This is a genomic window from Shewanella psychrophila, from assembly GCF_002005305.1.
Taxonomy (GTDB): domain Bacteria; phylum Pseudomonadota; class Gammaproteobacteria; order Enterobacterales; family Shewanellaceae; genus Shewanella; species Shewanella psychrophila.
The window spans coordinates 4,616,280-4,641,752 of the sequence record NZ_CP014782.1 but is presented as its reverse complement, the minus strand read 5'-3'; the positions used below and the strand labels follow the sequence as shown (position 1 = coordinate 4,641,752).

Annotated in this window: 20 protein-coding genes; 12 read left to right on the top strand and 8 right to left on the bottom strand. The window is 44.2% G+C overall.

All coding sequences use genetic code 11. The features are described 5' to 3' along the window. Positions 1–27 precede the first annotated feature (27 nt). Positions 28–237, top strand: coding sequence for a hypothetical protein (locus sps_RS20105; RefSeq protein ID WP_077754127.1), 210 nt, complete (start codon positions 28–30; stop codon positions 235–237). Between the two features lie 84 nt (positions 238–321). Here sps_RS20105 and sps_RS20100 read toward each other — a convergent pair whose 3' ends face one another. From sps_RS20100 to sps_RS20090, 3 genes are all read right to left on the bottom strand, one after another. Beyond that, positions 322–657: a PBPRA1643 family SWIM/SEC-C metal-binding motif protein gene (locus tag sps_RS20100; RefSeq protein ID WP_077754126.1), complete on the bottom strand. Its 336-nt coding sequence runs from the start codon at positions 655–657 to the stop codon at positions 322–324. A 158-nt stretch (positions 658–815) separates the two neighbouring features. Next, a complete protein-coding gene (locus sps_RS20095) occupies positions 816–1,001 on the bottom strand; it encodes a hypothetical protein (protein WP_077754125.1) in 186 nt (61 codons plus the stop codon). 138 nt (positions 1,002–1,139) lie between these two features. Beyond that, positions 1,140–2,396 carry a dicarboxylate/amino acid:cation symporter gene (locus sps_RS20090; protein ID WP_077754123.1) on the bottom strand — a complete coding sequence of 419 codons (1,257 nt, stop codon included), beginning with the start codon at positions 2,394–2,396 and terminating at the stop codon, positions 1,140–1,142. A 270-nt stretch (positions 2,397–2,666) separates the two neighbouring features. Between sps_RS20090 and sps_RS20085 the strand changes: the two genes are divergently transcribed. The 5 genes from sps_RS20085 to sps_RS20065 all read left to right on the top strand — a co-directional run bounded on the left by sps_RS20085 (position 2,667) and on the right by sps_RS20065 (position 9,212). Continuing rightward, complete coding sequence (locus sps_RS20085; protein ID WP_077754122.1) at positions 2,667–3,089, top strand: YqaA family protein; 423 nt, start codon at positions 2,667–2,669, stop codon at positions 3,087–3,089. 217 nt (positions 3,090–3,306) lie between these two features. Next, entirely contained in the window at positions 3,307–6,141 is a 2,835-nt protein-coding gene (locus tag sps_RS20080; protein WP_077754121.1) for a M16 family metallopeptidase, read from the top strand. Between the two features lie 197 nt (positions 6,142–6,338). After that, the gene (gene gshA / locus sps_RS20075; protein ID WP_077754120.1) at positions 6,339–7,946 is read left to right on the top strand and encodes a glutamate--cysteine ligase; all 1,608 of its coding nucleotides are present in this window, start codon (positions 6,339–6,341) and stop codon (positions 7,944–7,946) included. Between the two features lie 131 nt (positions 7,947–8,077). Then, complete coding sequence (locus sps_RS20070; protein ID WP_077754119.1) at positions 8,078–8,467, top strand: hypothetical protein; 390 nt, start codon at positions 8,078–8,080, stop codon at positions 8,465–8,467. Between the two features lie 127 nt (positions 8,468–8,594). Next, a complete protein-coding gene (locus sps_RS20065; RefSeq protein WP_077754118.1) occupies positions 8,595–9,212 on the top strand; it encodes a transglycosylase SLT domain-containing protein in 618 nt (205 codons plus the stop codon). Positions 9,213–9,440: 228 nt separating this feature from the next. Here sps_RS20065 and sps_RS20060 read toward each other — a convergent pair whose 3' ends face one another. The 5 genes from sps_RS20060 to sps_RS20040 all read right to left on the bottom strand — a co-directional run bounded on the left by sps_RS20060 (position 9,441) and on the right by sps_RS20040 (position 15,415). Next, positions 9,441–11,369, bottom strand: a complete 1,929-nt coding sequence (locus sps_RS20060) for a B12-binding domain-containing radical SAM protein (protein ID WP_077754117.1) — start codon at positions 11,367–11,369, stop codon at positions 9,441–9,443. Positions 11,370–11,598: 229 nt separating this feature from the next. Next, on the bottom strand, positions 11,599–11,913 hold the full coding sequence (locus sps_RS20055; RefSeq protein ID WP_077754116.1) for a hypothetical protein: 315 nt from the start codon (positions 11,911–11,913) through the stop codon (positions 11,599–11,601). A gap of 161 nt (positions 11,914–12,074) precedes the next feature. After that, a complete protein-coding gene (locus sps_RS20050; RefSeq protein ID WP_077754115.1) occupies positions 12,075–12,452 on the bottom strand; it encodes a hypothetical protein in 378 nt (125 codons plus the stop codon). Between the two features lie 336 nt (positions 12,453–12,788). Continuing rightward, a complete protein-coding gene (locus tag sps_RS20045) occupies positions 12,789–13,712 on the bottom strand; it encodes a patatin-like phospholipase family protein (protein ID WP_077754114.1) in 924 nt (307 codons plus the stop codon). A gap of 785 nt (positions 13,713–14,497) precedes the next feature. Then, positions 14,498–15,415, bottom strand: coding sequence for an alpha/beta hydrolase (locus sps_RS20040; protein WP_077755784.1), 918 nt, complete (start codon positions 15,413–15,415; stop codon positions 14,498–14,500). Positions 15,416–16,379: 964 nt separating this feature from the next. Here sps_RS20040 and purE point away from each other — a divergent pair. The 6 genes from purE to sps_RS20010 all read left to right on the top strand — a co-directional run bounded on the left by purE (position 16,380) and on the right by sps_RS20010 (position 25,119). After that, complete coding sequence (gene purE, locus sps_RS20035; protein ID WP_077754112.1) at positions 16,380–16,889, top strand: 5-(carboxyamino)imidazole ribonucleotide mutase; 510 nt, start codon at positions 16,380–16,382, stop codon at positions 16,887–16,889. Between the two features lie 155 nt (positions 16,890–17,044). Further along, the gene (locus sps_RS20030) at positions 17,045–17,929 is read left to right on the top strand and encodes a hypothetical protein (protein WP_169915859.1); all 885 of its coding nucleotides are present in this window, start codon (positions 17,045–17,047) and stop codon (positions 17,927–17,929) included. Positions 17,930–18,107: 178 nt separating this feature from the next. Then, positions 18,108–20,009 carry a vWA domain-containing protein gene (locus sps_RS20025; RefSeq protein ID WP_418346771.1) on the top strand — a complete coding sequence of 634 codons (1,902 nt, stop codon included), beginning with the start codon at positions 18,108–18,110 and terminating at the stop codon, positions 20,007–20,009. Between the two features lie 124 nt (positions 20,010–20,133). Continuing rightward, positions 20,134–20,691 carry a sigma-70 family RNA polymerase sigma factor gene (locus sps_RS20020; protein WP_179948425.1) on the top strand — a complete coding sequence of 186 codons (558 nt, stop codon included), beginning with the start codon at positions 20,134–20,136 and terminating at the stop codon, positions 20,689–20,691. Continuing rightward, entirely contained in the window at positions 20,681–21,637 is a 957-nt protein-coding gene (locus tag sps_RS20015) for a hypothetical protein (protein WP_077754108.1), read from the top strand. The genes sps_RS20020 and sps_RS20015 overlap by 11 nt, the downstream gene beginning before the upstream one ends. 197 nt (positions 21,638–21,834) lie before the next feature. After that, positions 21,835–25,119, top strand: coding sequence for a S41 family peptidase (locus tag sps_RS20010; protein ID WP_077755783.1), 3,285 nt, complete (start codon positions 21,835–21,837; stop codon positions 25,117–25,119). Positions 25,120–25,473: the final 354 nt, after the last annotated feature.

Below are 25,473 nucleotides of genomic sequence, written 5' to 3'. Positions count from 1 at the left end.
ATGTCGTAAAACAAAAGAGGCGCATCCATGAATTTAAACCCATCAGCATTATTACCCCATTGCTATACAGATTTGTGTATTAACGGTAAGTGGTTTCACTATGATCATGGAGAAATGTCAGTATTCATGTTTAATGGTAGCAGTCCGTTATCATTTGAATTAGACGCTATGCCTACAACGGAAGGTGAGCTAGAGATGCACTTAAATAATATCTCAGAAAACTTGTGCAATGACTAAAAGAAAAATTGGATAAAAATAAAGCCACTGTCTCAGAGAGTTCAGTGGCTTTATTTTATTACGTGATGGTTAATATGGAATAATCTAACCACAACACTTCTTGTATTTCTTACCGCTACCACAGGAGCAAGGGTCATTCCTGTTAGGAGTCTTCTCGAATCGAGTCGTGATAGGCTTGTTCAAGATGCCATCTAGTTCGATGATATTTTCAAGAGTATCGGCATTGACTTCTATGTTTGCTACTAGCTCATGCTGCTCAAGAATGGCCTCTATCTCTGCCTTACGCTCATCTGAAACCACGGATAAGTTCAGTGGGTGTTGATCGGTGCCAGATTTCTGGCTGCGCTTAGTGTTAAAGCCGTAGCTTTCGTGTTTAGGTTTTGGCGTTTTACGCCCCTTGAAGAAAAACTTATCTGACATGATTTGTTCCAGAGTTAACGATAAAGCAGATTTGTGGGAGCTTATACTATAAATGCAGCAACATTTCCAATGAATCCCTATGCTATAGCGATTATTGGAAGTTTAGAGGCGGCAAAGGCTGCACTTATGGGACATGGCTATGTGTGTGGAGCTGAGAGTTAATTGCGAATATTTTGCTCGGCAGTAACCCAGAGTAACAGCCCCAAGGAGAGGATCACCGTTGCGCTAATGGCTATGATATAGATGAAACCTTTTTTTCCTTGCTTAATGGGGACGCCGTTGAAATGCAAAAACAGTGTCCATAAAAGACAAAGGAAAATAGGGAGCAGAAAGACTTTTGCCATTGTGTATCCTTCGGTGTTGAAGTCAGGTTATCAAGATAATCTAAGTATCAGGTTGGGGTAAGTATAATACTATACCACTGATTTTGAACAGGCTATTCGAAAACAAGCCGCGATAGCGGCTTGTTTTAACACAGAGGGTTAGCAGGTGTTAGCTTCTTGCTTTAGGGGCTCATCTTCTGTGGCGTAGAACTGCTCTTCATCTAATTGACCTTCAGATTTACCTATCACCACAGCGGTCATCATATCACCAGTCACGTTAGTACTGGTTCTAATCATATCGATAATACGATCGATGGCAGCGATAAAGGCGATGCCTTCTAATGGCAAGCCGACGACGCCAAGAGTCACAGATAACATCACCATGGCACTACCTGGTACGCCTGCTGTGCCAACAGAGGCGACTGTTGCAGTTACGGCAATCAGCATGTAGTCAGTCATGTCTAATGGAATACCGTAGATTTGTGCGATAAATATGGCTGCAATTGCAGGATAAATACCGCCACAACCATCCATATTCATGGTCGCGCCAAGGGGTAATACGAAGGAGCCGTATTGTTTCGAGACGCCCATAGATTCAGTGCAGCGTGTGCTGGCGGGTAGAGTACCGAAGCTGGAAGCTGTGGTAAATGCAACAATTTGTGCTGGCATGGCTTTACGGAAAAACTGGAGTGGACTAAGTTTAGCGACAAACTTAATCAAGCCACCATAGACGAAGATGATATGAATCGTGGCCGCTATATAGATGGCTGCGATAAATTTACCTAAGGGGAGTAAGGTAGATAGGCCATATTCACCTACGACCCAGGCCATCAAACCAAAGACACCGATAGGAGTCAACTGTAGGACCATGCGAGTCAGTTGAAACATCACTTCAGCACCTGCTTCGAAGGTGCGTTTCAATGGCTCGGCTTTCTCACCAACCTTGTTGATTGCAATGCCTATGAGCGCTGCAAATACGATAATCTGCAGGACTTTCCCTTCGGCTAAAGAAGCAAATGGGTTGACCGGGATCATATCGAGTAGCACTTGAGCAAAGCCCGGAACGTGGCGTTCTCTGACTTCGGTGGCGACCAGATCCATACTGCCGCCCATGTCGATAAGCGAACCTACGGTCAAGCCTATCAAGGAAGCTATGGTACCGGTAAACATAAACATGGCTAATGTTTTAAAACTTAAGCGCTTTAAGCTCACCTGTGAGCCGAGCGCTGTGATGCTGACAACGATGGCACAAAATACCAAAGGTGCGACGAGCATCTTGATGGCACCAATAAAGAGGTCGCCTAAAGGTTTAAGTACAGTGGCGGATTCGCCAAAGATCACACCTATCATTGCCCCGAAAAAAAAGCCCGCGAGGACTTTTTGCCAAAAGGGGATCTGTTTAATGGTTTGCCACATGTTTTCTGTTTCCAAATGATTTTTTATTATTAATATTTAAAAAAGCGTTGAGCGGTATTGTGAGACTGTTCAAGCACCCGAGTAGATAAGGTTATTATCCGATTTTTTCATTGTATAGATAGAGTGACTTGCAAAACAAACCGATTTCGTTATAACTTATTGTGATAATAGAGTTTGTTTTAATAACTTTAATATTTAACTATTGGATAACATGTCTATTTCTGCTTTTTTTATAACAAAAAATTACGTTTTTTCATTAGGTAAGCATTTATGACAGAGTTATGGTTGATGTTTAGTGCGGCGTTCCTTGCTGCAACCTTGTTGCCGGGTGGATCAGAAGTTTTACTTGTCGCCTTGTTAAATGATGACACTTCGAACTGGCTGGCCTTAGTTATTCTTGCCAGCGTAGGTAATACTTTAGGATCGATAACAAGTTATTATCTAGGCACTTTAGGTCGTTTCGCTCGAAGCCCGGAGGAGATGGCTAAAGGAAAATACAAGCGTTCTATCGCTCTCATCGAGAAATATGGCTATTGGGCCTTGTTGTTAGCTTGGACACCAGTCATTGGCGATGTATTGTGTTTATTAGCGGGGTGGATGAAACTTCCCTTGCTCAGATCGAGTCTGATGATATTAATAGGCAAAAGTGTGCGTTATTTTTTAGTCGCAGGATTTGCACTGCACTGGTTGTAACCCATTAGAAATGCGCGTTAATTTTTTTACTAGTTGCAGGGGTCGTACTGCATTTATTGTAACCCAGTAATCAGAGTGGGTTAATTTTTATTCGTCGCCGGATTAACACTCCTATTGGCTATGAACCAGTCAAAGTGTTTCTCCTATTATTAGTCGCGGCGATTGCCCAAGATTGGGTTAATGTTACTTCAGGTAATTTGATATTAAGGATTTGAAAGTGAAAAAATGGATATTAGCTGCAGCCATCTCCGCTGCATTAGCGGGGTGTGCTAGTCAGGAGTCACCAGTCAATCTTCCTGTGGGAGTGACGCTATTAGAAACGGTTAAGGTTGCCGAGTCAGGGATAGGGATCCCTTACAAGAAGTATCAGCTTGCTAATGGGCTAACCGTCATTCTCCATCAGGACAGCTCAGATCCTTTAGTTCATGTGGATGTGACTTATCATGTGGGCTCCGCCAGGGAAGTTGAAGGCCGTTCAGGTTTTGCTCACCTTTTTGAGCACATGATGTTTCAGGGCTCACAGCATGTTGGTGACGAGCAACATTTTAAAACGGTCACTGAGGCAGGTGGTACGCTTAATGGTACAACCAATACCGACAGAACAAACTATTTCGAGACTGTGCCGAGTAACCAGCTAGAAAAGATGCTGTGGCTCGAGTCCGATCGCATGGGATTTTTCTTACCAGCTTTGACTGAAGAGAAGTTTGAAGTTCAGCGTGAAACCGTTAAGAACGAGAGAGCACAGCGCATCGATAATCAGCCATACGGCCGTATGGGTGAGAAGTTTAATCAAGCTTTCTATTCTCAAGGTCATCAATATTCCTGGCCCGTTATAGGTTGGCCGGATGATCTGGAACGAGCTAATCTCGATGATGTGAAACACTTCTTCCAGCGCTGGTATGGCCCCAACAATGCCACCCTTACAATAGGTGGCGATTTCGATGAGTTTCAGACATTAGCTTGGGTGAATAAATATTTTGGTGAAATACCAGCAGGACCGAAAGTTTCGGCTGACGAGAAGACTTTAGTCACATTAGATAAGACCCGCTATATCTCAATGGAAGATAAGGTTCATCTTCCCTTGCTGCGTATCGCTTTTCCAACGGTCTACGCCCGTCATCAAGACGAGGCAGCCTTAGACCTGTTATCTAATATCTTAGGTGGCGGCAAGACTTCAATCTTTTATAAGAATCTCGTCAAAGATGGCTATGCGGTTCAAGCTGGCGTGAGTCACCCTTGTCAGGAGCTGGCTTGTCAGTTCTCTATGTACGCCTTGGCTAACCCTGCCAAAGGAGGCAATTTAGCCGACATAGAGAAGCGAATGAATGAGTCAATTGCCGAGTTTGAGCAGCGCGGTGTTACCGATGACGACTTGGAAAAGGTCAAAGTACAGTTTGAAGCCGGGACTATTTTCGGCTTACAGAGTGTATCGGGCAAGGTCTCTACCTTAGCTTTTAACCAGACGTTTTCTGGTAACCCCGACATGATCTCATCTGATCTTAAGCGTTATGCCAATGTGACTAAGGCCGATGTGATGAGGGTATTTGAGAAGTATATTAAGAATAAACCTATGGTGGTTATGAGCGTGGTTCCCGAGGGACAAGAGCAACTTATCGCTCATGAAGATACTTTTACGCCTCCAGTGCTAACAGTGTCCAGCGAAGCGGTAGAAGCGGTGGCAGATCATAAACAAATTGTATCAGCTTTCGATCGCACCATAATGCCGGCGGCGGGACCAGCACCTGTGCTTCAAGTTCCCCAACTGTGGACAGGTAAGCTGGCTAATAATATCCAGGTAATGGGCACCGAGAGTGAAGAGACACCCACGGTCGAACTTATCATCTATCTGAATGGCGGCCATAGATTAGTGCCAGTGGAGGAGGCGGGTCTTGCAGGCTTAACCGCGGCTATGCTCAATGAATCGAGTATGAAACGCAGCTCAGAAGAGCTTGCTCAAGCATTAGAGATGCTAGGCAGTGGTGTTACTTTCGGTTCAAGTGCCTATCAGAGCTATATTAAGGTCTCGAGTTTAACCTCAAGACTCGATGAGACACTGGCCATCGTCCAGGAGCGATTATTTGAACCGGCGTTTAAGGCCGAAGATTTCGATCGACTGAAGCAGCAGCAGTTGCAGAGCTTGCAGCACATGATGTCTGATCCTAATTTCTTGGCTAATACTGCCTTCGATGGTTTGATGTATGGTAGCGATAGTCCCTTGGGTGTGAGCAGTAGCGGCACTTTAGAGTCTGTCTCTTCATTGACCTTAGATGATGTTAAAGCCTTCTATCAAAAGCAGTATCGTGCCGGTAATGCGCAAATTATTACAGTGAGTAATTTGAGTGAATCCCAAATTCTTGGCAAGTTAGCAGGTTTTAGCCAGTGGCAAGGTGAGGCGACTCCACTGCCAACATTGGCTGGTTTACCTAAACTCCAAGGGGGTAAAATCTACATTTTAGATAAACCTGGCGCCGCTCAATCTGTGATTAAAATTGGCAAGCGTGCACTCCCCTATGATGCAACGGGAGAGTATTTTAAATCTTACCTGATGAATTATCCCTTAGGCGGTGCATTCAATAGTCGTATAAACCTTAACTTACGTGAAGATAAAGGTTATACCTATGGAGCTAGTAGTTACTTTGCCGGTGGCATTGAGCTGGGGGTTTATGAAGCTCAGGCAAGTGTGCGAACCGATGTGACATCTCTGGCCCTAGTGGAGTTTTTTAATGAGATAAACAAGTACAAGACGTCGGGAATGACTGATGAAGAGTTGGCATTTATGCGAGCCTCAATTTCTCAGGGAAATGCACTGGATTATGAAACCCCCTATCAAAAAGCGGGTTTTATGCGCCGGATACAGCGTTATCAACTCGATACAGACTTCACCGAGCAACAGACTAAGATCACCAATTCAATCAGCAAAGATGAGTTGAACAAACTGGCAAGTCAACAGTTAGACCTTAAGAGCATGGTGGTATTGATTGTGGGTGATAAGGCGTCAATCGAGGCGGATATTAAAGCACTCGGTTACCCGGTGGAAAATTTAGAGTTGTAATCGCTGAATTAGGCCATATATCTAATGGTAGTAAGTTGCGGCATCTTGTTAGAGCGGATGCTGCGCTTCATGGCTCAGTAAAGATGACTTGCCTGAGGGAGCTATATACCGTCGATTGTGCGAATGAAAGAAAATGCACAGTTAACGGGTCTGATCCTGACAAGCCTAAATGATGACAAAAATTAGAGAATAAAATATTGAACTCTTTCAATACATTGATCGAACAACTCTCTGACTCAGAGGGGCGTGCTGCACTACAGGGAATGCAACGCGGTATCGAACGCGAAGCATTAAGAATCAGTGACTCAGGCCAGCTGGCCACAGATGCTCATCCTAGAGAACTTGGTGCCGCGCTCACTCATTCCAGGATCACCACAGATTATAGTGAATCTCTGCTCGAATTCATCACTCCTGTTTTCAGTGATATCGATGCCTTGCTTGAAGATCTGACCTATACCCACGCATTCACGGTGCAAAACCTGGAACAACAGGGATTATGGCCAGTGAGCATGCCCTGTTATGTCGGTGATGTGAACGATATCCCGATTGCACAATACGGTAGTTCAAATTCAGGGCAGATGAAGCGCTTATATCGTAAGGGGTTAACTTACCGGTACGGCGCTCAGATGCAGATAATCTCCGGCGTTCATTTTAACTTCTCTGTATCTCAGCCGCTTTGGGACAAGTTGTACCTCTTAAGCGATCAACAAGGCTCTAAGACTGACTTTATTTCAGAGTCTTATCTAGGACTGATTCGTAATTATCGACGCATGGTTTGGGTATTGCCTTATCTTTTTGGCGCCTCGCCGGCCCTGTGTAGTTCGTTCATTAAAGATCAGCAGACAGATATTGAATTTGAGAAGATGGGCAAGGGAACGCTTTACCTTCCCTATGCGACTTCATTGAGAATGAGTGATCTTGGTTACACAAATAAAGAGCAAGACAGATTAAGTATCAGCTATGACTCTCTGGATAAGTTTCTAGAAGGCATGCAGAATGCCATCAACATGCCTTCGTCTAATTTTGAGAAGATTGGTGTTAAAGTCGATGGTGAATTTAGGCAACTTAATGCCAATGTGCTGCAGATCGAGAATGAATTTTATTCGCCAATTCGAGCTAAGCGAGTGGCTCTCGATGGTGAAAAACCATCCCAGGCATTGGCGCGAGCTGGAGTTGAATATATCGAAGTTCGGGCTCTGGACGTCAACCCGTACAGCGCGATAGGCATAGAAGCGTCTCAAGTGCGTTTCTTAGATATGTTCCTTCTCTATTGTTTATTAAGTGATTCACCGTTATCGGATGAAGATCAGGAAGCCGAAATAGCCAGTAACCTGAATCGAGTAATTCTAGAAGGGCGTAAGCCGGGTCTGGAGCTAAGCAATAATGGCACGTCTGTTACTCTCACCGATTGGATGAAGCAGATGTTTTCATCTTTGAGCTCGATTGCCGAGCTATTAGACAGTGAAGGAGAAAATCATTACCGTCAGACGCTAGATACTTGGTTAGCAGCGGTCAATGACCCAGATTTAACCCTTTCAGGCAAAGTCATGTCACACCTGTTGCAAAGCCAGATTGATCATGGTTACTGGGTTAAGAGTTTAGCTAAGCAGTACCATAAAGATTTGAGTGAATATCAGTTGCCTGATCAAGTTGTCGCTCGATATCGACAAGCGGCATTAGATTCATTGTCTAAGCAAGCTAAGATGGAAGCCGACTCTAGCCAAAGTTTTGAGGCATTTCTGGAAGATTACTTTCGAGATGAAGCATCAAGTAAGCCTATACCAAAGGCCGCTATCTCTTCATAGAACTCAAACCACAGGCTAAGCGATTAGCCTGTGGTTTGAGCTTGTCCGTCCATATTGTAAAAATGGATTAGATACAACTTTTCGTTGAGAGAGAAGATTTGAAACCATTACTCGTTCTATTTTCCGTGCTGATGTTTCTTTCTGGCTGTGCTTCACAGCCAGATGATAGTCATAGATGTGGTGTCGTCTCAGGCTACCTCAACCCCGATTTGAGTCAAGATCTCTATAGAGCCATTGTTACTCACTTAGATGGCAAACCTGTTATCTCTAAACCCAATTATCGTCTCTCACCCGGAGAATATACCTTTACCTTTGCCGAATTGATCAGTGCGCCATCGCTGAAGGTGAAGTTAGCCGCCAGAGTGCCTAAAGACTTAGTGATCAGCGTCGAAGCCAACCGCAGATATCATTTTGCGGCTAAATTTAATACCGATAAACGATACAGAGGCAATGACTCAGGTTTTTGGCAGCCAGTGATCTGGCTTGAAGAAGAGCATGAGTGTGAATTACCCGTGAAATAAGATGTGACATAAAGTTAATACTCGATACTTTTAAGCAAGGTTAATTGCTTCTTTTACCTAAGGGTGTGACACTAAAGTTTTGATTCGTTTCATGACTTATTTAGCATTACACATGGTATCCGCACATATGAAAGGCTTTTCGGTTTTAACAGCAGCTTTTTTGGCATTATTACTCTCAGGTTGTGCCACGGCTCCGCCGGAGAATCCTGAAAACCTATGCTCCATCTATCAGGAAAACCGCGACTGGTATAGTGCCGCGCAGAAAACTCAAGAGAAATGGGGCGTGCCAGTTCATGTCCCCCTAGCCATGATGTATCAGGAAAGCTCCTTTAAGCATAATGCTGCGCCACCTATGGAATACTTTCTCGGCTTTATTCCCATTGGACGTGCCAGTGATGCCTATGGTTATGCTCAGGCTAAGACCATGACCTGGGATGATTATGTTAAGGAGACGGGCAACTCCTGGTCCAGCCGCAGTAATTTTGATGATGCCATGGATTTCATGGGCTGGTTTATTTATAAGACCCATAAGATTAACGGTGTCTCTAAGTGGGATGCGAGAAATCAGTATTTGAACTACCACGAAGGGTGGGGCGGGTATAAGCGCAAAACTTACAACCAGAAAGCTTGGTTGATCAAGGTTGCTGCTAGGGTCGATGCCAGATCTAAGCGCTACGCCGCGCAATATAAGACCTGTAAGGAAGATCTCGACTCTTCCTGGTTATGGCGTCTATTTTTTGGATAACACAGTTGCTGAACCCATAGATAGGCATAATGATGCCTATCTATGGAAAATACAGCTTGGAAAATACAGTCTGACATAAAAATGGCTTTTGCAATTTGGTTGCAAAAGTCATTTTATTAACCTCATTTCCCTAAATATTGATCAAAGAAATGCACCAAAGTGAGTTGGCTCATGATTTCGCCAACTCTGGACTCTTTACTGCTAATGGCTCTTTGCAGCTGAAGGTTCCTAACCGCTGGTGATTAGATTGTTAATCGCTTTTGATATCAGGTCTTTTTTCATTTCAGTACGTACAACGGTCTGTTCAAACCAGAAGCTTATTGGCTGTTCAAAGCCAATACCGTGCATATAATTGTAGATAGCCTTACGAAGCCCGACCCCAAGCATGTCATGATCCACGCCGGTTGGATCGGTGAAGTCCACATCGTTTTCAGCGAATAAGATCTCAGGGCGCTCAGCAAGCGTGACACCAAATTTCTCAGGGTTGATGCCAATAGGACTGTGGATCGTGGCTACAAATCGGTGCCAGTAGGCGGACTGGAAACAAGCTTGCTCCATCATCTGACGTACCATCTCGAGCGAATCTATGGTTTCCTGCTCGGTTTGTGTTGGAAAGCCATACATCAAATAGGCGTGAACCAATATACCCGCATCACTGAAGGCCTTGGTTACCTGAGCGACCCGCTCAACACTCACGCCTTTTTTCATCAGTTTCAAGAGACGATCTGACGCCACCTCAAGGCCGCCGCTGACAGCGATACAACCGGAATCTGCCAGCAACTGGCAACGGGCTTGGCTAAACGTCCTCTCAAAACGGATATTGCCCCACCAACTGATCACCACATTGCGTTCAATGAGGCGTTTTGCAAGCTGAAACAAAAGCTTTGGCGGTAGGGCTTCATCGACGAAGTGGAAACCTGTCTGTCCGGTTTCTTCGATGAGTTCCTCGATCCTATCCACTAAAACATCGGCTCCAGCGGCATCAAAACGGTCGATATAGTCCAGACTGACATCGCAAAAGCTGCACTTACGCCAGTAACATCCATGAGCTATGGTCAGTTTATTCCAGCGTCCATCGCTCCAAATACGGTGCATAGGATTGAGCATTTCACACAAAGATAGGTATTCCCCCAATGGCAGGCCATCGTATATCGGTGCACCGACATCGGTCTGTGGGATATCGTGGAGCTCTGCATTTTCATTGAAGTGTACGTAGGGTTGGCCTGTTTCATCTTCAGCGAGGAAGTAAGTTCGCATCAGGGAGTCTATTTCACGCTTTCCCTCAAAGAACTCTAGTAGCGTGATAAAAGGACGCTCGCCGTCGTCTAGACAGATAAAGTCGACAAACTCAAATACTCTAGGGTCTTTGAGCGCGCGCAGCTCGGTATTGATAAAGCCACCGCCCATTACGATGGGAATATCAGGATTGATCGCTTTACAGGTTTGCGCAATACGTAGGGCGCCTAGCATATTGCCCGGGAAAGGCACGGTTAACGCGACTACGCTAGGCTGAGTTTCTTCCAGGTACTGCTCGACTAATTGTTCCAAAATTTCTGAGCTGAAGCTAGGTTCGTCCATCAAGGTATCGTAGAGATTGTCAAAGCTTGGGTTGGCCGCAGCTAACTTCTCGCCATAACGGCTGACTTCAAAGTAGGGGTCAACCCCCTGAGTGATGACGTTCGATAGATCATTAATAAACAGGGTTGCTAGATATTTGGCTTTATCTTGTACGCCTAGATTGCCAAAGGCTGCCTGCAACACATCGCCGGAGACCGCTTCCATCTGAGCAATAGTGTCAAACGCTGGGCCTTCTGGTAAAAAACGACGGGAGTTAATGCGCAGTGCAAGGCTTGGATCTTTGCCCTGTAAAAAGCGAATTGCGCTCTCAACTGTCTGCTGGTAACGATCAAATTCAGCCAGAAAATTAAAGATCACATCAGGCAGCTCATTGTCTTCAAAGTGCTCGAAGTTTTCTTCCACATGCTGACGAATAATCTCTAGCGCAGGCGCTGTCATCATTTCTAGGAAAAGCTCAATAGCAGGATCTCGTTGAACCGCCTCATAGCCTCGAGAGCGTAAAAAACCAGTTAAATACGCTGTTGCCGGGTAGGGCGTATTCAGCTGGGTCATAGGTGGAGTCATTAGAAGAACGGTCATAACCTGCCTTTAAATCGTAAAATCTGAATACTCTGTGTGAAAATGAACGGTGACGAAACCGTCAGTATCAAGCAGAGTATGGCAGCAAGCCCCTGTGTCAGGATTGTTGCCATAAAAATTAGGGGGATTCTAACAAATGAACGATACCCATTCTACTTCAAAGTGCAGGTTTCAGAACAGTCTGAGCGGATTCAACTACACTGGATTATTTACTTCTTCGTTTGGAGTTTTATGTGTATAAAATGGACATTGAAATTGACTCAACTAGTAGTTCGGCTGCAATTTCAATATGACTTGGGTCTTTAATATTATCATAAGCTTCAACATGGCAATTAGATTTGAAGAATTTACAAACTTGTAATTGAACTAAAAAAAGTTCATCTTCATTTAAATTTGATAGAGAATTCGGTACATCTTTTATACCATTGTTGTGTCTTTGAGCTATTATTATGCTAGCAACTAATGATGCTTGTTGTTCACTAAGGGCGTGAATTCTGCAATCAGAATAGACTCTAGCAGCCATTAAACTGGTAATTATTGACATGAATAAACCTCAATTAGATATGTTTAATAGGGTGTGCGAATTTATGAATAGGTATCACTAAATTTAATTTAGATTGTATCCACTGAAGTTATTTTTTTATAAATCTAAGGGGATATTTTATATAACTATTATGGAGTGCGTATGAACAACGCTATATAAAACTATTTGACGTCATAAGCTTGCTTGAAACCTATTATTCCAGCTAAGTTGCTTTTTCTTAGTTTAGATAGGAAAATGTCTAAATAATACTTAACCATATATTTGTCTTGTGTGGATAAGTAATCGTAAATAAAAGGGTCTGTTACAATCTTGAAATGTCTACTCATATAGTCAGGAGTGTCAGACTTTAATTTTTCGACATTGCTCATCATCTCTCTTACACAAAGTCTTGCAAGTAATGAATTCTTGCTTTTAAAAAATCTGAACATGTGGCTTGATGAACACACACCATGATGTACCTCTGTCATGCTAAGATTTAACGCGCCGTATTTTTTTATAAGTTCTTCAGCTCTATCTAACAGTTCTGTTTCTATCTTCATCGCTACGCCTTAATTATTGAAAGTGTTACCGTTACATTAAATCTACCCTGAAGATTATTTCTAACCCATAGGTTTAATCTATGCGTTTGTTATAACTGACTTTTGTTTGGTTGGTTAAGATGGAATGTCGCAGCATTCTTATAAATTGACTTTATGTGAAATGTAATCTTTTCAAGCTACTTTCTTATATTTATTTCCTTAAGTTCAACCATTATGCTGTACTAAGTTTAGGGTGATGATTAGCAAGTTATAACGCTATTTATTATTTTATGTATATCTTGTTATTTATTGGTTGTTTGTTGTTTGCTGGTTGTTTATTGGTTGTTTATTGGTACTTTAGCTTGAAAAGTTTTTACCTAGAGTTTCCTTAAAGTAGCGGCCTGAACGATAGCCGAGTTCATAATCACTTTCCAGTGAATGCTTACTACTGCCAATTAATTTAGATCGTAGGTCATTTTTGGGGTAGATCTCATAAATAGTTACATCACTTGGTGGAGAGTTTAGAAAGGATTGAGTTCGCCGATAATTCTCTTCATGTTCAAGTAGCAAACTAATTAAATTTGAAAGCTTACTTCTACCGAGAGATTTGGTTAAAATTGACATCCAGCAATGATTGAACTTTGTTGTGATCGGAACAGTACGGATCACCACAATATGCTTATATCCGCGCTTATAGGCCTCTTGAACTGGAATAGGTGCCCCTAAGCCACCATCTATCCAATACTGTTTTTGGTTTAGAACTGGCTGTCTTCGTAATGCTGGAATTGAACATGATGCTTGTAAAGATGTTTGCCAATTATCATCGTATAGATCAAAATAAAATGGCCTATGAGTATCTACATGGCTAGCGCAAGCAAGCACTGTACATGAGCGCATTCTTTCACGAGCCTGCAGCCAATTCAGAGGTATTTTTGTTTGCATCTCTTTTAATAACCAGTCTAGATCTAAACCTTCTTTACCTGATAAAAATCTAGTTAAATCAAAAAAATGATTAGTAGTGGTCGCTTTAGTGATTACATCATAAGCATGCTTACTTTGACCGCTCAGATATGACGCCAAATTGAGTGAACCTGCTGATGTTCCTATCATTAGCGAAAAGGGGCAAAACTTTGCCTCCAAGAACGCATCTAGAACCCCCGCAGTAAAAATACCACGTTGCCCTCCCCCTTCAGTCACTAATGCCACTTTTTGAGAGTGTACTGGTAAGTGAGATAGTGCATCCACGTTATTAACTGCGCATGATATATGTTTCCCTTTCATTTTTAGCCTTTTACTTACTGTATCAAAGGCATAAATAGTATACTTGTATCAACATTATAAATATTTGAATTAATTTATACTTTAATTAAATTTTATTTATGCTAATTATGAATTGGCTATATATCAGGGCAGGGTGAGAGCATGCTTTGAATTATTTTCAACCAAAGAATAGCTGAGTAATAAATAAGGACAGGCATGGTTAATGGCACGCTCTGGGATTTCCAATAACTTCCATGTTGAACTGCCTGTCCGACATCCCCTCCTCTCGTTCGAAGAGTATCACTTCGCGATACCTCACCCTGAAATCGAAGTTCGCATCCGTATCTACACAGGGTTATTTTTCTCTTCGATTTTAGGATATTTGTTAGTTCGCTAACACGGATATGCCCCAAAACTTGCTAGCCTTCGAATGAAGGCTGATTACATTTTATCTTGCTTCATTTGGCTAGTTTTATATTTGGAAGTGGGTTTGAAGGTCGAACCTTCATGGTAATCTATCGCTTCCCAGCGGGGGGATGTGCAGACGCTGCAAGTCCATCCATGGAAGCTCTGCCAAATCATCCCTGATTTGGAAGCTCGCAGCTGCATCTACACAGGGGGATTTATCTCTTCGATTGTGGCTTATGGCTAGTATTTAGTAACTCACTTTTGCCCCGTTATGATTTAGAGCAGTTGCTCATTCACATCCTGTTCATGATATTTTGCCATACTTGAGGTTATCGTTGAGTATCGCCCATATTATGGAACAGGATCACCTCAGATAAAAAATTGGTCTATCCCTATAATCATTTAGAAGCGATAATATCTGCTACATGTTTAATTGATTCTCGAGCTGTTTGGCTTACGCCTGAAAGCTGGAGAAAGCCATGTATAACACCTAAATATCTTCGACATTGTGTCTTAACACCTGCACTAATTAAGTTCCGATAAAGCTGTTCACCTTCATCTACTAATGGGTCAAATTCGGCTGTTAATATATGAGTTTCAGGAAGACCTGATAGGTCACTTCGAAAAAGAGGGCTGGCTTCAGGATGTTTACGCGGTAAGTCACCTAAATACATATCAAAACCAGTAAGCAAGGTATCACGAGTAATTATGTATTCCTCACCATTATTGACATAGCTCTGACTTGCTGCCGTGGCATCTAACATTGGATAAATAAGTACTTGCTTGGTAGGTAGCCAAGCTGCTTTTTCCCTTAATCGTAAAGATGTGATTAAGCATATGTGACCACCTGCACTATCACCAACGAGAATGATATTCTCAGGGTTCCCCCCCCACTCTTTACAGTGCTCGTAAATCACTTGAGATGCATGAAATGCATCGTCGTGTGCTGCTGGAAATGTATGCTCAGGGGCTAGTCGGTATTTTACAGCAACAATTATTGAACCAGATAGATTAGCTAACTTTCTTAATTGCTGGTCATGAGTTTCAAAATCACCACTGATAAAACAACCACCATGAAAATAAATCACAACAGGTAAGTTGCTATCATCAGATGATTTAAAAATTCTTAATGTTGCTCCATTGATCTCTTTATCAACGATTTGATTAACAGATTCTTTTCCTCCGGCAAGTTGAACGCTATTTCGATAACCTTGACGACGTTCTTCTATAGTTTGTACTTTAACAGAGGGGCAGCCTGCTTCAATGAAGGAACTTACAAGTTGACTGATACCATTATCTAAATAGTGCTGACTCACTTTACGACTCCAAATAGTCAAATAGAGCATTAGTTCAATACCCTTATGTAACTATCATACTAAAAACTATAATTGCTGTATATGCACACAGTACTTGGTGTTTCTCGTTTGTGAACGTAACAATGTCGGTAGATGTGAGATGGTACTTGATGGTTTCAGTTACTTTACTTCATGTAACAAACCAGAATTAGAGCATAGATCTAAGTAGGTTTTGTCCAAAAACGTGTTTAGATAGTACCTTTAAGCTCCAATCGAAGAGATGAATAATCCGATGTAGATACGGCTGTGGGCTTCCAAAACATGGATGTTTTGGTAGAGCTTACAGGGACTGTACTTGCTGCGTTCCACAGAGGTATCTACATGTGAGCTTGCCGCAGGCAATAGATAACAATGAAGCTTTGGTACTCAGCAGGCTAATCCAAGTATCAAACCAGGCCAATGAACCCAGCTCAAAAGATACTTGAGTAACTTGTGATCCGACAAGTCAGCATGTTTTGTCCAAAAGTGAGTTATAACCAAATAACTCTAGTTCGAAGAGATAAATAATCAGGTGTGAACGTGGCTGCGAGCTTCCGAAGCATGGCCGAAAATGTTCCCTACATTTTTCGGCATTTCCACTATCCGTGGCAGAGCCCACAGGGAAGTGTTTACATGCTAAGCAAGCCGCAGGCTATAGATTAGAGTGAACTTATGGCATTCATGAAGTTAGCCAAACGCCAAACCAGCCCAATGAACCCAACCCAAAAAAAGATACTTGCAACTTGTTATCCGACAAGTATCGTTTGCTATGGGAAAAGGTGTTTTTGTTATTAGTCTGTAGGCATTAGTTATTTGCAGTGTGAATCTAGCTAGGCGATAATTGGGCTCTGGCTTGGGGGAGCCGTTTACTCAAGGCTGTGTTTTTAATAGAATGCGCCACAAATTATAAGTAATTCTAAGCAATACCCTACAATAAGGATTAAAAATGAGCAAACCATTCGTTGCAGTGTTGATGGGATCTGATTCTGATTTACCAACTATGCAAGCTACCCTAGATGTGCTTAAGACGTTCGATATTCGATTTGAAGCTAAGGTGACTTCGGCTCACCGTACGCCTGCTGCGACTCATGCTTATGTGCATGATGCAGAAGCGCGTGGTTGTAAGGTCTTCATCTGTGCGGCCGGTCTGGCTGCTCACTTAGCGGGCGCAGTTGCAGGTATCACGACTCGTCCTGTGATTGGCGTCCCCGTGGACTGTGGTCCATTACAAGGCCATGATGCTTTGCTTTCTACTGTGATGATGCCTGGCGGCGTCCCTGTTGCTACGGTAGCAATTGGTAGTGCTGGAGCTAAAAACGCGGGTTACTTAGCCGCGCAAATGTTAGCTGTTGGTGATGATGCTTTGGCTGTTGCGGTAAAAGAGGAGCGTGCAAGATCTGCCGCTGCTGTTGAAGCTAAAGATGCTAAGCTGCAAGCTAAGCTAGCGAACGCATAACTGAAAAATCTGTTTATTGATAAAGCGCCACTTGACCTTAGGGTTAGGTGGCGTTTTTGTTTATGAGCCATACTTAGCTGAGTAAGGCGCTGCAACCGTAAGGAAAGGAAGAGTGACATTTTTTAAACCCATTTTGTCTATATTGAGGACTGCCAATGAGAGTATTGAGGATTATCTTAGTCTTGATTTTCGGCTTAATTATTCCATTTGCAACCTCAGCAAAAGACAAGACGTTAGAGATGGTCATATTAGGCGAAAATGACACTTACAGCGGCGCTAATGATGGTGAAGATAATATAATTGTGAGTGTTTGGAATATGATCCTTGCCAAAAGCCAAAAGCCAAAAGCCAAAAGCCAAAAGCCAAAAGCCAAAAGCCAAACTCAGTTGATCATAGACTATCAACAGGTGAGCATGAGCCGTTCTTGGTCTGAGCTGATTCGTCTCGATAATGCGTGTGTGATGAATAAGCTGATCACTGCAGACAGGTTAGCGATCGCCGAGTATAGCCATTACCCCCTTTCTGTGTTTCCTCCAGTTAGATTGATCACTCTTGCCAGTAACAAAAGTCGGTTCACATCACCATTTTCATTTCAACAACTCGAAAATAACCCTGATCTAAAGCTGGGCGTTGTTAAATCCCGAACCTATGGCGTGGAGCTCGATAACCAAATCGTTAAGCATGCGGCCCAAGTTTTTACTCGTGGTGGCGTAGATTCATCGGATAAATTGGTCGATATGTTGCTGGTGGGTAGGGTCGATGGCATTCTTGAGTACACGCTTTCAGTTGAAGATTATCTACAAGATGAAGGACTAGATGACAAGATTATCGCCTTACCCATCGAGAACAATGCTGCGTTGATGATTGGCTATATGGCTTGCTCTAAAACCACTAAGGGGCTAGCTATAATTGACGTGATAGATTCAAGTTACGCCACATCTGGCTTCAGCCAGCAATATATAGAGATGCATCTTAATCATTTTGGTCAAGTTGAGGCTGAAATCTTAAAACCCAAGTTAGAGTCATTGTTCGCTAATTGACCGCTGTGTTCCTAGTAAAAAAATAACCCTTTTAGCATGAGTTCTCGTTAATAAGAGAAACAACAGGTGAAAGGGGAAGTTCATGGGTCAGTTCAATAACCATTCTATTGATAGCATTCATTCTACGGGTAGAGTGAATAAAGGCTATCGATTATCACTTATCTCAGTGTCATTATTTATGGCTTTGTCGGCATGTAGCGGTGAGCAAGCAGAAGATAAATCAGAAAAAGCTGAGAAAAATCTAAATCAAAGCCAGCAAGTTGAACAGGTTAAAAAGCCAGACCAAGATCATCAAGTCGCCGCAGCTAATAAGGTACAAGCTCAAAACGATGGGCTAGATCATCCCTTAGTATCACAAGTTGAGTTATCTGAGGAAAAGTCAGCCGATGTTTATGCCGCAGGCAAACAGGCCAGCGAGCGTATGGTGAAGATGAAATCCCTAAGCCGTACTCATATTATGGGGCAGATGAGTGCCCCCGGCGTGCCAGCGTTTAGAGAATCGATCAATAGAGATAATTTTTCGAGGCACACTGCCAATGGCATCATGGTGGCGGGAGAGATTCCGGTATCTACCTTCTCGATCGATACCGATACCGGCAGTTATTCGACACTGAGACGCTGGATAAATCAGGGACGCCTGCCACAAAAGGGCACTGTTCGAGTCGAGGAGATGATTAATTATTTTAATTATCAGTATGCCACTCCCTCAGCACTGGAGCAGGCATTCAGTGTCAATACCGAGCTGGCGCCGTCTCCTTTTAATGACAATAAAATGTTGCTCAGCATCGGCCTTAAGGGCTACGAGTTAGATAAGTCCCAGCTTGGGGCGAGCAACTTAGTCTTTTTGCTCGATGTCTCCGGCTCCATGAACTCCCAAGATAAACTGCCGCTGCTAAAGACATCGTTGAAGATGTTATCTCAGCAATTGAGTGAGCAAGATCAAGTCTCCATTGTTGTCTATGCCGGGGCTTCGGGCGTGGTGCTCGACGGGGTAAAAGGCAATGATACTCAGGCTATCATTCAGGCATTGAATAACCTTAAGGCCGGTGGTTCGACCAATGGAGGCGCCGGGATCCAGCAGGCCTACGGACTGGCGCAGAAACATTTCATTCAAGGGGGTGTTAATCGGGTCATCTTGGCTACCGATGGTGATTTCAATGTGGGCACCACAGATCATCAGGCCTTGATGGATCTGATAGAAGCCAAACGTGATAAGGGCATAGCATTAACGACCTTAGGTTTTGGTCAGGGAAATTATAATGATCACCTGATGGAACAACTTGCCGATAAGGGCAACGGCCATTACGCCTACATAGATACCCTTAATGAGGCGCGTAAGGTGCTGGTAGATGAGTTGAGTTCGACCCTGCTGACCATAGCCAAAGATGTGAAGATTCAAGTGGAGTTCAATCCGGCAATCGTCTCAGAGTATCGCTTGATAGGTTATGAAAACCGCGCCCTCAATCGTGAAGATTTTAATAATGACAAAGTCGATGCCGGCGAGATCGGGGCGGGTCATCGAGTCACTGCGCTCTATGAGGTAAGTTATGTCGATAGCCCCAATCAGGCCAATGACAAGCTGAGATATGGTTATGATGATGCCACAGGCGTGGAGAAATATAGCCGGGATGAGATAGCCTTCCTCAAGTTGAGATATAAACCTATTGGAGAAGATACCAGCCGATTGATCTCATATGCGATTCGTAGGGACTCAGGGGTCAAGAGCTTAGCCCAGGCCAGTGATGATTATCGATTCTCCGCCGCGGTTGCAGGGCTCGGGCAATTGATTAATCATAGCCTCTATACCCATGATTTGAGTTATGCCAAGGTGATCGACCTGGCTCAATCTGCAATGGGTCAAGATGCATTTGGCTATCGTCATGAGTTTGTGCAGCTAGCGAAGACAGCGCGTCTATTGGCTGATCAAGAGGCTGTGGTTGAGGGAGGCAATGTGTCGAGTATCATTCCCCCCATAAAACCTATGCCTAAACCTAAGTACATAGCGCCCCATATAAAATCGCCAGAATACCAGCTTGAGATAGACAAAGGTGTTCAGGGCGTGCAAACTTTCCATGACTAGTCTATCTATAGTCTCTCCTTCGATAGCTTTTTGGTCGCAAGGAGAGGCGTTTCATCAGGAGAGGTGTGTGGCACAAGCGTTAGGGCAAGATAAATCGACAGAGGCGGAGATAGATCAGCGCTTAATGCTGAACTATGCCAGTGGAGACACCTCGGCATTTGAAACTCTCTATCAAAAACATAAGGGTGGCCTGTATCGCTATTTTGTCCGCCAACTCGGGGATAAACAGCTGGCGGAAGACCTTTACCAGGAGACGTGGGGGCGGATCATCAAATCAGCATCCAGTTATCAGGCCGATGCCAAATTTACTACTTGGCTTTATAAAATTGCCCATAACTTGCTTATCGACCATGTCAGGGCGGTAAAACCTGTAGACCTGTTTAGTGAGGCCTTTACCGAAGAGCAAGACGGCGAAGCATTTTTGCCCAGTGATGTTATGTCACCGGACAGGGCGATGGAAGATAGTTTCAAGGCTAGCCTGCTTAAACGTTGCATCGCATTATTGCCAACGGTGCAGAAAGAAGCCTTGTTACTCAATATGGAGGCGGGCTTTACCGCCGGGGCTATCGCAGATATCGTCGGTGTAACACTCGAAGCCACCAAGAGTCGGATTCGATATGCCAACCAAGGTCTGAAAGCTTGTGTGATGAATAAGTGGCAGGAGGTTCAAAATGAAAGATGATAAAAGCAATAAGCCTGCTACTGAGCAAGCTGAGGAATTCGATAGCGACCTGCAAACCTGGTATAAGCTGCAGGCGCAAGAAAACCCAAGCGATGAACTCGATGATGCCATCATAAAAATGGCCACAGAGGCGAGCGCTTTGAATAACGGCGTATCGGCTGATGATAGCAGTCAGCATAAGGCTACTTTGGATAGCGATAAGCGCACAGATAATGTGGTGCGGGTCGAGAACAGTTTTTGGCGACAGAATCGATGGGCATTATCGTCGGCCGCTTCCGTGATGCTGGTGGTTACTGTGATCATGTTAAATCCTCAGAGCCCTCAAGATATCCTATCCGATGATGCCATGCCCATGATGATGCAGATGAGCGAGCCGCAAGATGAGCAGCTCGAATCAATGCACGCGGATGTTGTTAAAGGGGCTAGTTTCGAAGCAAAAAGTACCGGTGTGCGGCGTGAGTCGTTACAAGCAGATGTTACAGAAGCTGCTAACTTTGAAGCTAACAATCCCAAAACTAACAGTGCCAATATTAAGAGTGAGCTCAGGCAAGCACCGAGGGCGCCGAGCGCCATATCTGCATCGGAGCAGCAGTTTGGCGGGGCTGCAGAGCCGAAAATGAAACAGATGGGTGAAGCCTATGGCTCTGATGACAGGGCAAAACTGGGGGCTGAGGCACCGAGTAACCAGACGCTGCCGAGTCAGGCATCATCGAAAGATGCGCTATCAAGTCATGATTTACCGACCAAGAGTATGCCGCAACGTGAGGCTGTGGTGAGTGCCAAGCAGGCATTGAACCATTTGCAAAACTTGATAAATTCGAAGCAATGGGGTGAGGCTGATAAGCTCGCTAAGAAGATAGCTAAGCAGTATCCAAATCTCAAAGAGTCGGAGCATCCGCAATATAAAAGGTGGAACGAATTGCAGGCAGAAATAACAGCGCACTAGCTGACTAATTTCTGCTGGCCATATTCCATTTCCCTGTTATTTAAAAGAATAAAAGCAGTTATCGATATGATAGCTGCTTTTTACTTTGTACACATTTGCTAATGATTTATGTATTAAATTTTACTGTTGGTTTAATGAAAGTTTGCTACCTTGTTGGCCTTGAAAAAATTATATCAATAATAAATAACGAGCTCATCATGAAACTTCGTCTTTCTGTTGCCTGTACCTTGCTAGCGCTTGGCAGCCTAAGTTCTTCGTCAGCTTTTTCAGCAGATGCTATTCATCCTGGTTATTTTCGCGCCCCAGCACTGAGTGACAATACCTTAGTGTTTACCGCCGAGGGCGATCTCTGGGCCAAGAGTCTAGATCAGAGCCTGGCACAGAGACTGACCAGTTTGCCGGCAGAGGAGTTAGGGGCAACAATATCGAATGATGGAAAGTGGGTAGCCTATGTGGCTAACTACGAAGGTAGCAGCGAAGTGTATGTTATCCCCATTAAAGGTGGCCAGGCGAAGCGGATTAGTTTCGAAAATAGCCGTGTGCGAGTACAGGGCTGGACAGCCGATGGCCAGGTTTTGTATGCCACTGATAATGCATTTGGTCCGGCCAATTATTGGGTGCTAAGGAGCGTTAATCCTGAGACCTTAGAGACCCAAGACTTGCCTTTGGCCGATGCCATAGAAGGGACGATCGATGAGCAAGGCGAGTATCTGTATTTCACACGCTTTGGCCTACAGACTACCGGTGACAATGCCAAGGTTTATCGCGGCGGCGCTAAAGGTGAGCTGTGGCGCTTCAAATTGGGCTCAAAGATTGAAGCCGAGCAGTTAACATCTGACCACATTGGTTCAGTGCGTCAACCTATGCTGTGGGATAACCGCCTTTACTTTATTAGCGACAGTGATGGCAATGACAACATCTGGTCGATGACACCCGATGGAAAAGACTTTAAGCAACATACTCAGTTTACCGATTGGCAGGTACGCGGTGCACGCATCGATAATGGCCGCATCGTGTTCCAGCAGGGGGCCGATATCAAGCTCTATGATATTGCTGCCAATAGCACCCGTGTATTAGATATTAATTTAGTGTCAGATTTTCCGCAGCGCCGTGAGCATTGGGTTAACGATCCGATGAAGTACGCGACATCGACTCGTCTTTCACCTTCTGCAAGCAAGGTGGTGATAACGGCAAGAAGTCATGTGGCCGTTGCGGCCACAGATGGTTCCCGTCTAGTTGAAATAGCACTTCCTGGCAATAGCCGCATTCGCAATGCTGTGATGAGCCCTGATGGGAAGTGGGTCTATGGCATCAGCGATGCGTCCGGTGAGCAAGAGATCTGGCGCTTCCCCGCCGATGGTGGCAATGGCGCTAAACAGTTAACCGATAATGGTCAGACCCTGCGTATGTCGCTCAGTGTGTCACCGGATGGAAGATACATTGCCAGTGATGATTATGAAGGTAACTTGTGGCTGCTGGACCTTAAGAAGAATAGGCACAAGAAGATTATTACTCAGGGAGAAGGGCTTGGCCCCTATGCCGATATCGCCTGGTCGGGTGACAGTCAGTTTATCGCCGTCACTAAGTCAGAAATTGGCAAGCCCAGACCGCAAATCGTGCTCTATTCTCTGAGTAAGCAGCGTGCAGAAACATTGACCACAGACAAGTATGAATCATACTCCCCGGTATTTAGCACGGATGGTAACTGGCTCTATTTCCTCTCCGACAGGCAGTTTAATTCGACGCCAACCTCGCCCTGGGGTGATCGAAACTTAGGGCCCATGTTTGATAAGCGCACCCAAATTTTTGCCTTAGCATTAAACAAAGATGCCAGGTTTGCCTTTCAAAAACCCAATGAGTTGCTTAAGCCCGAACCCGACGAGAAAGACAAGAAACAATCAGACAAAGTCAGTGTCGATTGGGATGGTTTAAACCAGAGGCTATGGCAGGTTCCGGTGGCTTCCGGTAACTATTCTGCATTGACGGCGAACAAGGAGGGGCTCTATTTCCTCGATCGCGCTGCCGCTCGTGGCAGTAAACCGAGCCTTAAGCTGGTGAAGTTTGATCCTCTAAGCCCTAACGTGGAGACCTTCGCTAAAGGTGTCGCCAGTTACAGCCTATCGGCGGACGGTGAGAAGTTGTTTATTCGCAAGTCTAATCATGGCGGCAAAGATATGCTTATTGTCGATGCCGGTGATAAATTGCCTAAAGAACTGACCAATGCCAAGGTGCAGATACAGCAATGGCAGCTCGCCATTGAGCCAAAGCTTGAGTGGCAACAAATGTTTGAAGATGCCTGGTTGATGCACAGGGATTCTTTCTATGATAAGAAGATGCGCGGCCTGGATTGGCAGGCGACTAAGGCTAAATACCAACCTCTGGTAGACAGGCTCACAGACAGGCATGAACTCAACGATCTGTTTAAGCAGATGATGGGAGAGCTCGATTCCCTTCATTCTCAGGTTCGCGGTGGCGATCTGGATAAAGATAAGCAGATGGCTAAAGCGGCCAGTTTAGGTGCGCGTCTGGAGCAGACCAAAGCTGGGGTTAAGATTGCTCACATCTATCAAAATGATCCTGAATTGCCTACTCAGGCGGCGCCATTGGCTAAGGTGAGTGTCGATGCTGAGGTAGGAGATATCATCATTTCCATAAACGGCAAGAGAGTAACCAATGTTGCCGATGTGACTCGTTTTTTAAGAAATCAGGCGAAGAAGCAGGTGTTGCTCCAGCTCAAACGAGGCAATAAACAACATAAAACCATAGTGAAACCCGTGACGACTCGCAGTGATACCAAGCTCAGGTATTTGGACTGGGTCAACCATAACGGCACTAAGGTGAGTGACAGTAGTGAAGGAAAGATTGGTTACTTACACCTGTATGCCATGGGCAGTGGTGATATTGCCAGCTTCGCTCGTGAGTTTTACGCCAACTATGAGAAAGAAGGTTTGATCATCGATGTGCGTCGTAATCGCGGCGGTAATATTGATAGCTGGATCATCGAAAAACTACTGCGTCGTACCTGGGCATTTTGGCAGCCTACACGTGGCACCCCAAATGCGAATATGCAACAGACGTTCCGTGGTCATTTAGTGGTACTGACCGATGAGCTGACCTATTCAGACGGTGAAACCTTCTCTGCAGGTATTAAGGCCTTAGGTATAGCGCCACTTATCGGTAAGCAGACCGCGGGAGCCGGTGTTTGGCTGTCGGGACGTAATTCTCTGACGGACAAGGGCATGGCGCGCGTCGCCGAGTATCCTCAATATGCCATGGACGGTCGTTGGGTACTGGAAGGGCGTGGAGTGAGCCCGGATATCGAAGTGGATAACTTACCCTATGTCACCTTTACCGGGCATGATGCTCAACTTGAGAAGGCTATTTCTTACCTTAAAGATGAGCTGGTCAAAGAGCCAATACGGCCACTTAAGGCGTTACCAATACTGCCTAAATCTATGGCTGATGACATAAATAATAACTAATTTAAGTCACTAATCATTAAAATGAACAAGGATTTGTTAAATAAAATTAATTAGTTAAAGGTATATGGGTAATGCATATTAATGCTTACCCAAGAGTTTTTGTTTGTGACAGACATGCCTTATGTCTGTTTCGGTTCTCTCACCAAGGCCGAAATTTTAGGAAGTTATCAGCCAAGCAGTTCCCAGGCTGATAGCTTCCGCTTTTCTTTTCTCATTCCCTTCTTACTGATCAGTACCATTCAATTGATTTCAACGTAATGCTTTTTTATTGATGATTTTGGTTAAAAATCTATCTCATACCTTTATATCTATGGGTATAAATTGGCATCAACTGGTAACTAATTGCTATCGATA